Genomic DNA, 10,831 nt, shown 5'->3' on the forward strand with positions numbered 1-10,831 from the left:
CTGCTGGCCCCCGCCCTCGCCCACCGCCACCGGCTGGCGCGCGACGACGCGGCGGCCCTGGCTCTCGCCCCCTGATGCCATGACCATGACCCGACCTCACCGGTTCCGCACGGCGGCCGACCTGCGGGTCGCCGTGCGCGACCTGGCCCGCGTCCACCGCCTGCCCCTCGACGTCCGCGCCCGCCTGGTGGTCTCGGTGACCGCCGTCGCGGGTGCCGCGTTCGCCGCGGGCCACGCCGTCCGCCTGGGCACCACCGTGCGGCGCGCCTCCGGCGCCCGCCCCGGGCTGCTCGCCGTCCTCTGCCGGCCGCTGGGTGGCGAAGCGGCGCCCCTGTCGGCCGAGTTGCCGCTGCCCGCCGAGGTCGCCGAGGACGGCTCGGCCGTCTGGCGCGTGCCGCTGCCCCCGGCGGACGCCGTCGGCGACACCGGCCCCGAGGCGGCGGGTCCCGAGGCCGAGGGCTCCGAAGTGGAGGCGCTGGAGCTTGAGTTGCTGCACGCCGCGGCGCGCGCCCAGGCCCTCGCCGCCGACCACGGCCGCCTCACGCACGAGCTGGCCGAGACCAACAGCGGCGTCCTGGCCCTCTATGTGCAGCTGGAGGAGCGCGACGAGCGGCTGCGGCGCGCCCACGGGCAGACGCTGCGCGAGCTGGAGGACGCGCTGCGCCCGCCGCCCATCGCCATCGAGGGCCTGGAGGTGGCGGTCCACTACGCCCCGGCGGGCACCGATGCGCCCACCGGCGGCGACCTGTACGACTGGTTCGCGCTGCCCGACGGCTCGGTCCACATCACCGTGGTGGACGCCCTGGGCCACGGCGTCACCAGCACCCGCAGCGCGCTGAACGTGACCCACGCCGTGCGCACGCTCGCCCTTGAGGGGCACCGCCTCGAATCGATCATCGGCCGCACGGACGAGATCCTGCTGCCGTTCGACCGCGAGCTGATGGCCACCGTGCAGCTGGCCCGGCTGATGCCGGGCACCGGCGAACTGACGCTGGCCAACGGCAGCCACCAGCCCGCCCTGCTGATCAGGGCGGGCGGCGGCCACAGCTATCTGGAGGCCAAGGGCCGCGGCATCGGCTTCCCGATGGCGGGCAGCGACGAGGTGCTGCGCGAGCGGATCCGTCCCGGCGACCTGCTCGTGCTCTACACCGACGGCCTCACCGAGAGCCGCAAGAACCCGCTGGAGGGGGAGAGGCGGCTCGTCCGCGCGGCCACCCGCCACGCCGGGCTGCCGATCGCCCGGGTGCCGGGCGCGGTGGCCGCCGACATGCACACCGTGATCCTGCACCCGGACGACACGCTGGCGCTCGCCGTCCGGGTGTCGCCCCGCGCCGGGGGCGGGAGGGTCACGGCTCCAGGCCCCCGCTGACGGAGCCGACCGGCGCGAACGGGGTGGGCGTGGCGCCGGTCCACCGGTAGCGGTCGACCCAGCCCTCCTGGAGGGTCTGGCCGCCCTCCTCGACGGGCCCGCCCTCGGCCGCGTAGTAGGTGCCGTCGCCGAGCGCCGCCAGGCCGTAGTTGCCGTGGAACTCCCAGCCCCGGACGCCGGTCCCGGGGTCGTGCAGGCCGTCGCGGACCAGGGTCAGCAGGCTGCCGCGCTCGCGCTCCGGCTGCCCCGCGATCTCGCCGCGGTGGGGGCGGACCGAGCCGTCGACGATGAAGAGGGAGTAGTTGGGGAACTCCTCCTTCGCGCCGGGGTAGACGGCCATCATCCAGTCGCCGGTGTGGGCGTCGTACTCCAGGTTCTGCACGCCGAAGTTGGTGTTCCCGGTGTACACGAAGTGCTTCCCGGCCGGGCGGCGCGGGCCGCTGCGGTGCGGGTCCTCCTGGCTGAGCGGGCGCTCCCAGCGGCTCCAGTCGCTCACGTCGTACTCCAGGATCACCTGGTGGTCGTTGTCGGCCCGGCCGGTGTGGGAGTAGACGCCGTAGGCGACCATCAGCCGGGTCGCGCCGTGCCGGGAGCCGAAGGAGGGGCCGAACGAGACGCCGTCGATGCCGCTGCACCCGTAGCGGTGGTCGGCGGTGTCCGCGGTGTCGCCGTCGAAGACGCCGTCGCCGTCCATGTCGGCGGTGAAGTCCTCGACGACCTCGCTCAGATGGACGGCGGTCATCACGCCGTCGGTCTCGGCGTCCATGCCGGGCCGGTCGATCGCGTCGACGTCGAAGACGGCGATGTAGAACGCCTCCTCCGCCTTGTACTCCAGGGAGCCGTAGACGCGGCCGTCACGGGGGTTGAGGTCGATGTCGCCGAGATGGCCCGTCAGGCCCTCGACGGTGCCGATGACGTTGCCCGCGAGGTCGGTCTTGACCAGCGCCTGGGTGAACGACCAGTAGACGAGGCCGTTCTCGGCGTCGACGGTGACGCCCTGGACGTGGCTGGTCGGCCAGGCGCCGCCGTGGATGTAGGCGGGGAGCTCGGGCCGCTCGCGCTTGGGCGCGGCGGCGGGCGCGGCCTGGGTCCGCTGCGCGGCGGACCCGGCGGCGGGTACGGCCGTCGCGGGGGACGGCAGGCCGACGGCGGAGAAGGCGAGGGCGGACAGGGCGAGCGAGGTGACCGTGGTCAGCCGGGCCTTGCGCACGGGGGATCTCCTGTGGGGTCGGGGCACACAGAGGCATCGGGACCCTAGGGCCCCGGAGTTATCACCACGCCGGATCCGGGCGGCGCGCGACCGAAGGCGGCGTGAACAGCGGGCCGTTCAGGTACTCACTACCCGCTCAGGTGGAGTCGCGGGTGACCAGTTCGGTGGGGAGGATGACGGCCGAGGTGGACTCGCCCTCGATCTGGCCGACCAGCAGGCGGACCATCTCCGCGCTGATCCGGTCCCAGGGCTGGCGGATCGTGGTCAGCGGCGGCATCGAGGAGACGGCGGCCGTGGAGTCGTCGAAGCCGCCGACGGCGACATCGCCGGGAACGGTGCGCCCGGCGCGTTCCAGCGCGGTCAGCGCGCCCTGCGCCATCAGGTCCGAGGCGACGAACAGCGCGTCCAGGTCCGGGCGGCGGGCCAGCAGCCCGGCGGCCGTCGAGGCGCCCGAGGCGCGGCTGTAGTCGCCCGCCGCGATCAGCCCCTCGTCGGCCGGGAGCCCCGCCTCGGCCAGCACCTCGCGGTACCCGGCCAGGCGCTCCACGCCGCCGGGGGTGTCCAGCGGCCCGGTCACGGTGGCGATCCGGCGGCGCCCGGTGGCCAGCAGGTGGCGCACCATCTGCCGGGCGCCGTCCCGGTCGTCGGCGGCGACGTGGGCGAGGCGGGTGGTGGGGCCGGTGCCGTCCACGGGCTTGCCGCACATGACCACGGGGATCCCGGCCTCGACCAGCTGCTCGGCCACGGGGTCGCCGGTGTGGCTGGAGACCAGCAGCACGCCGTCGACATGGCCGGCCGAGACATAGCGGATGATGCGGCGCTGCTCCTCGCGGGTGCCGGCGAGCATCAGCAGCAGCGGGATGTCGTGGGCGGCGAGCGCCTGGGTGCAACCGCGGAGCAGGACGTTGAAGTTGGGGTCCTCGAAGAACTTCTCCTGCGGCTCGGTCAGCAGGAACGCCGCCGAGCCCGAGCGGCCGGTGATCAGCGAGCGGGCGTGCCGGTTGAGCACGTAACCGGTCTTGCGGATGGCGGCGTTGACGGCCTCGGCGGCGGAGGGGCTGACGTAGTGGCCGCCGTTGAGGACGCGGGAGACGGTGCCGCGGGAGACGCCGGCCTCCCGCGCCACGTCGTGGATGGTCGGCCTCCGGCGCCTGCCCGGGCCCTTCCCCGCCGCCTTCCCTGCCGCGTTGTTCGAGGTCACGCTCACGACTTTACGGCGCCGGAGAGCAGGTCGAGACTCCAGAACCGCTGGATGAGGAGGAAGAGCGCGACCAGCGGGACGATGGCGAGCATCGCGCCGGTGATCACCAGGGTGTAGAGGGCGGGGCTGTTGGAACCCTGGTTGAGCAGCGTGTACAGGCCCAGCGTCATCGGGAACTTCTCGTCGTCGCTCAGCATGATGAACGGCAGCAGGAAGTTGTTCCAGATGGCGACGAACTGGAAGAGGAAGATCGTCACCAGCCCCGGCAGCATCATGGGCAGGGCGATGGTGCGGAAGATCCGCCACTCGCCCGCGCCGTCCATCCGGGCCGCCTCGACCACGTCGGACGGCACGGCCGCGGCGGCGTAGACGCGGGCGAGGTAGATGCCGTAGGGGGAGAGGAGCACCGGCAGCAGCACGGAGAGGTGGGTGTCGGTGAGACTGACCTCGGCGAGCAGCAGGTACTGCGGGACGGCGAGGATGACGGGCGGCATGAGGACGCCGGCGAGCAGGACCCCGAAGATCGCCTCGCGGCCGGCGAAGCGGTAGACGGCCAGGGCGTAGCCGCCGAGCGCGGAGACCGCGCAGGACAGGGCGGCGCCGACGCCCGCGTAGAGGGCGGAGTTGGCCATCCACCGCCAGTAGACGCCGTCGCGGTAGGCGGTGAGGTCGCCGATGTTCTCCCAGAGCCCGGTGCCGGGGGAGAAGGTGAAGGTGGAGAAGAGCTCGTCGCCCGCCTTGGTGGAGGCGACCAGCACCCAGGCGACCGGCACCAGGCAGTAGAGGGCGCCGAGCAGCAGGGCGGCGGTGGGCAGCAGGGCGACGCGGCGCGGCGCGTTCGGCGGGGTGGTGGTCGTGCCGCTCACCGGGCCTCCTCCTGGCGGGTGCGGGCGCCCGCCGCTCGCAGGAAGCCGAACGACAGGGCGAGGGTGATGAGGGCGATGACGACGGCGGTGGCGGCGGCGGAGTGGATGTCGCCGTTGCCGAACGCGTCCTGGTAGACCTTCATCAGCGGGCTCCAGGTGGTCGGGACGCCGTTGGTCAGCGGGCGCAGGGTGGTCGGTTCGCTGAAGACCTGAAGGGTGGCGATGATCGAGAAGAAGAAGGTGAGCACGAGGGAGGGCGCCACCATGGGCACCTTGACGCGCAGCGCGATCTGGAGCTGGGAGCAGCCGTCGAGGCGGGCGGCCTCGTAGACGTCGGCGGGGATGGCGCGCAGCGCGGTGTAGATGACGATCATGTTGAAGCCGGTGCCGCCCCACACGGCGATGTTGGACAGCGCGAGGTACAGGGCGTTGCCGCCGAGCAGGTCGGGCTCCGGCAGCCCGAGCGCGTCGAGGGTGTGGTGCAGGGGGCTGACGGACGGCAGGTAGAGGAAGCCCCACAGCAGGGCGGCGATGACGCCGGGGATGGCGTACGGCAGGAAGATCAGCAGGCGGCTGACGCGCCGGCCGCGCACCCGGTCGGCGTCCAGCAGCAGGGCGAACAGCAGCGCGAGGCCGAGCATGACGGGGACGACGATCAGGCCGTAGACGGCCACGCGGACGGCGCCGTCGAGGAGTTCGGGGTCGCCGAGCGCGTCCGTGTAGTTGGCCAGGCCCGCCCAGACCTCCTGGCGGGCGCCGCTGCCGAGGCCGAGGCCCCGCACCTCGACGGTGCGGAGGCTGAGGTGGATCGCGTAGCCGATGGGCAGCGCGAAGAACAGCAGGAAGAGAACGACGGCGGGGGCGAGGAAGGCGTACGGGGCGCGCCGCCGCGCCCCCTGCCCGGTGCGGCGCGTCGCCCGGCCACGCACCCGGCCACGCACCTGGCCCGTCACCCGGCCACCCGCCCGGCCACCGCCCGTCACTCGGCGACCTGGAAGCCGTGCGACTCCATGTCCTCGACGGTGGCCTCCTGCACGGCGGTCAGCGCCTCGGTGAAGTCGCCCCGGCTCTCGGCGGCGGCGGCGAAGGCGTCGTTGAACGCGCCGTAGGCCACGTTGACATTGGGCCCCCAGGCGGCGGGCGCGGTGCCCTGGGCTATCTCGGCGGCCCGCTCGTAGAAGTCGGGCTGGTTCTCGAAGAACGCGGGCGGCGCGGCCAGCGCGTCGCCGGTCTGGGCGGCGGTCGCGGCCGGGTAGATGCCGCCCTCGGTGACCATCGCGGCCAGCGCCTCGGGGTCGGTGTTCAGCCAGGTGGCGAACTCGGCGGCGGCCTCCTTGTCCTCCGCGTCGTTGGTGATGCCGACGCTGGAGCCGCCCCAGCTTCCGGTGGCGCCCGCGCCCTCCTCCCACTGCGGCAGCGGCGCCATGGCCCACCGGCCCGCGGTGTCGGGGGCGGCGGTGGCCAGGGTGCCGGGGGCCCAGACGGCGCTGACCCAGGCGATCTGGTCGCCGTTGTTGATCGCCTGGTTCCACGCGGGCGTGTACATCGGCTCGTTCAGGACGGCGCCCTCGGCGACGAGGCCGCCCCAGAAGTCGGCGACGCGCCGGGTCGCCTCGTCGTCGATGGCGACGCGCCAGGTCTCGCCCTCCGTGGTCCACCACCGGGCGCCCGCCTGCTGGGCGAGCCCGGCGAAGAGCCCGGCGTCGTTGGCGGAGAACGTCGTCAGGTGCGTGTCGGGGGAGACGTCCCGCAGGGTGCGGGCGGTCTCGGCGAACTCGTCCCAGGTGGCGGGGACATCGAGGCCGTACTCGGCGAAGAGGTCCTCGCGGTAGTAGAACATCATCGGGCCCGAGTCCTGCGGCAGCGCGTAGACCGCGTCGGTGCCGAGGGTGACCTGCTGCCAGACGCCCGGGGCGAACCGCTCCTCGGCGTCGCCGGCCTGCTCGGAGATGTCGGCGAGGACGTCGTTGGAGACGAGGGTGGGCAGCGCCTGGTACTCGGCCTGGACGAGATCGGGGGCCTCGCCCGCCTGGGCGGCGGTGATGGTCCTGGTGACGAGGTCGTCGCCCGCGGCCTGTTCCTTGACGGTCACCTGGATGTCGGGGTTGGCCTCGTTCCAGAGGTCGACGACCTGCTCCATGCCCGGGGCCCAGGCCCAGTAGGTCAGGTTCACCGGCCCGTCCGAGTCGCCCGAGCCCTCGTCGGACGAGCCGCCGCAGCCGGTGAGGGCGACGGCCGTGAGGGCGGCGGTGAGGGCCGCCGCCGCGGTGCGCTGATGCATGGGAATCCTCCGTGGGCGGTGCCCTGAGCGTCTGCGGGGAATCTGTGAGCGTTCACAGTAGAGAAACAGATCGGACGCTTGTCAATGGTTGGTGCTGTGCGCTTATGTGGAGTGTGCACGTTCACAGAAAGGCGCATCAGATGCGGATGGACCGGCTGGACCGGCTCGCCTTCGGCGGGGACTACAACCCCGAGCAGTGGCCGGAGGAGCTCTGGCCCGAGGACGTCAAGCTGATGCGCGAGGCCGGGGTCACCATGGTCAGCGTCGGGATCTTCTCCTGGGCCGCACTGGAGCCGAGCGAGGGCACGTTCACCTTCGGCTGGCTCGACCGCGTCCTCGACCTGCTGCACGAGGGCGGCATCCGCGTCGACCTCGCCACCCCCACCGTGGTGCCCCCCGCGTGGTTCTACCGCGCCCACCCCGAGGCGCTGCCCACCAACCGCGAGGGCGTGCGCTGGGAGTTCGGCTCACGCGGCGCCATCTGCCACAGCTCGGACGCCTACCAGCGGGCCGCCGTCCGCATCACCCGCGCGCTCGCCGAACGGTACGGCGACCACCCGGCGCTCGCCCTGTGGCACGTGCACAACGAGTACGGCGTCCCCGTCCTCGCCTGCTACTGCGACGCCTCCGCCGCCCACTTCCGCCGCTGGCTCGCCGACCGCCACGGCACGCTCGACGCGCTCAACTCCGCCTGGGGCACCGCGTTCTGGGGCCAGCGCTACGGCGACTGGGAGGAGATCCAGCCCCCGCGCCTGACCCCCACCGTCGCCAACCCGGCCCAGCGCCTGGACTGGGCGCGCTTCGCGAGCGACGCCGCGCTGGAGAACTTCCGCAGGGAGCGCGACCTGCTCCACGAGCTGTCCCCCGGCACCCCCGTCACCACCAACTTCATGGTCTCGCCCACCCAGTGCGACTCCATCGACTACTGGGCCTGGGGCCGCGAGGTGGACCTCGTCACCAACGACCACTACCTGGTCGCCGAGGAGGACCGCAACCACGTCAACCTCGCCATGGCCGCCGACATGACCCGCTCGGTGGCGGGCGACAAGCCCTGGCTGCTCCTCGAACACTCCACCAGCGCCGTCAACTGGCAGCCCCGCGGCATCGCCAAGCGCCCCGGCGAGATGGCCCGCAACAGCCTCGCCCATGTGGCCCGCGGCTCCGAGGGCGCCATGTTCTTCCAGTGGCGAGCCTCCCGCGCCGGAGCCGAGAAGTTCCACTCCGCGATGGTCCCGCACGCGGGCACCGACAGCCGCGTCTGGCGCGAGGTCGTCCAACTCGGCGCCGACATCGCCGCGTTGGCCCCCCTCCGAGGCAGCCGCACGGTCGCGGACGCCGCCGTCGTCTGGGACTGGGAGTCCTGGTGGGCGCAGCGGCTCGAATGGCGCCCCAGCGACGACCTCGACACCAGGGAACGCGCCGAGTCCTGGTACGCCGCCCTCTACGACCTCCACCTCACCACCGACTTCGTCCACCCCGAGGCACCCGGCCTCGCCCGGCACCCCCTGGTCGTCGTCCCCTCCCTCTACCTCGCCACCGCCGCCGCGGGCGAGAACCTGCGGCGCTACGCCGAGGGCGGCGGCACCCTCGTCGTCTCCTGCTTCTCGGGCATCGTCGACGCCGACGACGCCGTCCACCCCGGCCCGCACCCCGGCGCGCTGCGCGACGTACTCGGCCTGACCGTCGAGGAGTTCCAGCCGCTGCGCGCCGGGGAGACCGTGCGGCTCGCGGGCACCGGACGGCCGGAACTGACCGCGGACGTCTGGGCCGAGACCGTGGTCACCTCGGGCGCCGAGCCGCTGTGGCACTACACGGACGGTCCCGCGGCGGGCGGCCCCGCCGTCACCCGCCACGCGCTGGGCGAGGGCGCGGCCTGGTACGTCTCGGCCCGCCTCGACCGCGAGGGCCTCGGCGCGGTCCTCACCGCCGCCACCGCCGACGCCGGGATCGGCCTCCACGACGACCTGCCCACCGACGTCGAGGTGGTCCGGCGCGTCGGCGCGAACGGCGACGGCTACCTCTTCGTCCTCAACCACACCGCCGCCGAGGCCACGGTGGACCTGGCCGCACGCGGCGGCGCACACGGCACCGAACTGCTCACCGGCGCACGCGTCACCGGCCGCCTGGCCGTCCCCGCGGGCGCCGTCAGGGTCGTGCACCAGCCCGAGTGACCCTGCGAACTCCCCCACCCACGCTCATGGAAGGGACCCATGATGCACCGACGAACCCTCCTCCGCGCCGGAACGGCCGCCCTCGCGGCACCCGTCGCGTGGGGTGCCCTGACCCCCGGCACCGCCAGCGCCGTTCCCCTGGCGATCCAGGGCGTCGACCTCTCCTCCGTCCTCAAGGGGGAAGACCACGGAGCCGTCTTCCGCTACGCCGACGGCACCGTCGGCGACCCGCTGGCCATCCTCCGCGACGGCGGCGCCAACTGGGTCCGCCTCAAGGTCTGGGTCGACTCGCCCGACGGCTACCACGGCCTGCCGCAACTCCTCACCATGGCCCGGCGCGCCGCCGCCCTGAACATGCGGCTGCTCGTCGACTTCCACTACTCCGACAGCTGGGCCGACCCCGGCCAGCAGAACAAGCCCGCCTCCTGGGCCAACCTCCCCTTCGACCAGCTCGAACGGGCCCTGTACGACCACACGTTCGCCACCCTCGACGGCCTGCGCGCCCAGGGCACCCCCGCCGCCATGGCCCAGATCGGCAACGAGATCAACGGCGGCATGCTCTGGCCCGACGGATCCAGCGACGACTGGGACGCGCTCGCCCGGCTCCTCATCGCGGGCTCCCACGCGGCGCGCGACGCCTCCCCGGGCACCGAGGTCGCCCTCCACCTCGCCGAGGGCGGGGACAACGGCGGCACGGTGTGGTGGTTCGACAACGCCGTCCGGCGCGGCGTGCCGTTCGACGTGATCGCCCTGTCGTTCTACGGCTACTGGCACGGCACGCTGGACGAGCTGAGCTTCAACGCCCGTGACTGCGTGGAGCGTTACGGCAAGGACCTGATCGTGGCCGAGACGGCGTACCCGTTCACCCTGGACGACGCCGACGGCCACCCCAACATCATCGGGGACCCCTCCCTGCTGGTGCCCGGCTTCGGCGCGCACCCCGAGGGCCAGTGGGACTGGATCCAGGCCGTCTCGGGGGTCCTCGCCGACCTGCCGGACAGCCGCGGCCGGGGCCTGTTCTACTGGGAGCCCGCCTGGACCGCCACCACCGGCAACGGCTGGGACCCGGCCGACCCCTCCTCGGGCAACGCCTGGGAGAACCAGGCCCTGTTCGACTACGACGGCCGCGCCCTCCCGGCGGTCCGCTGGCGCTGACCCCCTCCCCTCGAACGCGGCGGGCCGCCACCCCCCGGGCGGCCCGCCGCTTACTTGTCGATGGGCTGTGACGGTTATGCCATTGAGTGCCCGGAACCGGCCGATTACGTTCGTGGGAGATGGTGGCACGCGGAACGGGGGTCATGCGATGGCACGTGCATCCGACTGGAGTCCGGTGGATATGGACTCCGATCCGACTCCGGGGGATCCGGAGGAAGTCCGGACGCTGTCCGAGGACTTGCAGACGTTCGCCGATGATGTGGGCGAGGCGCTGGGGAAGATCCGGGGGATGGCGTCGGACCGTGCGATGCAGGACTGGTCGGGGTTGTCGGCGGATGCGTTCCGTTCGGAGTTCGACGGGGTTCCGGAGAATCTGACGAAGCTGCGGGACTCCTATGACATGGCGGCGGATGCGCTGGGGCGGTACTGGCCGGAGTTGGAGCGTGCGCAGGCGCAGGCGGATCGGGCTTTGGACCGGGCGATAGCGGCGCAGGCGGACTTGCAGGCGGCGCAGAGCGAACTGTCCGGTGCGGAGGACTGGGTGGGGCGTGCGGGGGAGGAGGCGGAGCGTCTCCAGG

General features: G+C 73.3%; 9 protein-coding genes. 4 read left to right on the plus strand and 5 right to left on the minus strand.

The annotated features are described in order from the left end of the window. Positions 1-85 precede the first annotated feature (85 nt). A complete protein-coding gene (locus ADY01_RS26300) occupies positions 86-1,369 on the plus strand; it encodes a PP2C family protein-serine/threonine phosphatase (RefSeq protein WP_107081827.1) in 1,284 nt (427 codons plus the stop codon). Here the strand turns inward: ADY01_RS26300 and ADY01_RS26305 are convergent. The 5 genes from ADY01_RS26305 to ADY01_RS26325 form a co-directional block, all read right to left on the minus strand. Then, on the minus strand, positions 1,347-2,579 hold the full coding sequence (locus ADY01_RS26305; protein ID WP_078900619.1) for a hypothetical protein: 1,233 nt from the start codon (positions 2,577-2,579) through the stop codon (positions 1,347-1,349). The two genes, ADY01_RS26300 and ADY01_RS26305, sit on opposite strands and share 23 nt — an antisense overlap. A gap of 136 nt (positions 2,580-2,715) precedes the next feature. Further along, a complete protein-coding gene (locus ADY01_RS26310) occupies positions 2,716-3,780 on the minus strand; it encodes a LacI family DNA-binding transcriptional regulator (RefSeq protein WP_234320424.1) in 1,065 nt (354 codons plus the stop codon). Between the two features lie 2 nt (positions 3,781-3,782). Further along, a complete protein-coding gene (locus tag ADY01_RS26315) occupies positions 3,783-4,646 on the minus strand; it encodes a carbohydrate ABC transporter permease (RefSeq protein ID WP_049578479.1) in 864 nt (287 codons plus the stop codon). Continuing rightward, a complete protein-coding gene (locus tag ADY01_RS26320) occupies positions 4,643-5,575 on the minus strand; it encodes a carbohydrate ABC transporter permease (RefSeq protein WP_049578481.1) in 933 nt (310 codons plus the stop codon). Before ADY01_RS26320 ends, ADY01_RS26315 begins: the two co-directional genes overlap by 4 nt. A gap of 50 nt (positions 5,576-5,625) precedes the next feature. Further along, positions 5,626-6,927 carry an ABC transporter substrate-binding protein gene (locus ADY01_RS26325; protein ID WP_049578482.1) on the minus strand — a complete coding sequence of 434 codons (1,302 nt, stop codon included), beginning with the start codon at positions 6,925-6,927 and terminating at the stop codon, positions 5,626-5,628. Positions 6,928-7,067: 140 nt separating this feature from the next. Here ADY01_RS26325 and ADY01_RS26330 point away from each other — a divergent pair, with 140 nt between their 5' ends. From ADY01_RS26330 to ADY01_RS26340, 3 genes are all read left to right on the plus strand, one after another. Beyond that, entirely contained in the window at positions 7,068-9,098 is a 2,031-nt protein-coding gene (locus ADY01_RS26330) for a beta-galactosidase (RefSeq protein ID WP_049578484.1), read from the plus strand. 39 nt (positions 9,099-9,137) lie between these two features. After that, positions 9,138-10,253, plus strand: coding sequence for a glycoside hydrolase family 53 protein (locus ADY01_RS26335; protein ID WP_078900620.1), 1,116 nt, complete (start codon positions 9,138-9,140; stop codon positions 10,251-10,253). A gap of 148 nt (positions 10,254-10,401) precedes the next feature. Then, positions 10,402-10,831 (plus strand): WXG100 family type VII secretion target (locus tag ADY01_RS26340; protein WP_199826311.1); only part of this gene is annotated, 430 nt, incomplete at its 3' end.

This window comes from Streptomyces sp. SBT349, assembly GCF_001083795.1.
Classification (GTDB): domain Bacteria; phylum Actinomycetota; class Actinomycetes; order Streptomycetales; family Streptomycetaceae; genus Streptomyces.

Bases quoted from the DNA above. Each gene is read 5' to 3' on its own strand.
- ADY01_RS26300 (WP_107081827.1), top strand. From the start codon at position 86: ATGACCCGACCTCACCGGTTCCGCACGGCGGCCGACCTGCGGGTCGCC.
- ADY01_RS26325 (WP_049578482.1), bottom strand. From the start codon at position 6,927: ATGCATCAGCGCACCGCGGCGGCGGCCCTCACCGCCGCCCTCACGGCC.
- ADY01_RS26330 (WP_049578484.1), top strand. From the start codon at position 7,068: ATGCGGATGGACCGGCTGGACCGGCTCGCCTTCGGCGGGGACTACAAC.
- ADY01_RS26335 (WP_078900620.1), top strand. From the start codon at position 9,138: ATGATGCACCGACGAACCCTCCTCCGCGCCGGAACGGCCGCCCTCGCG.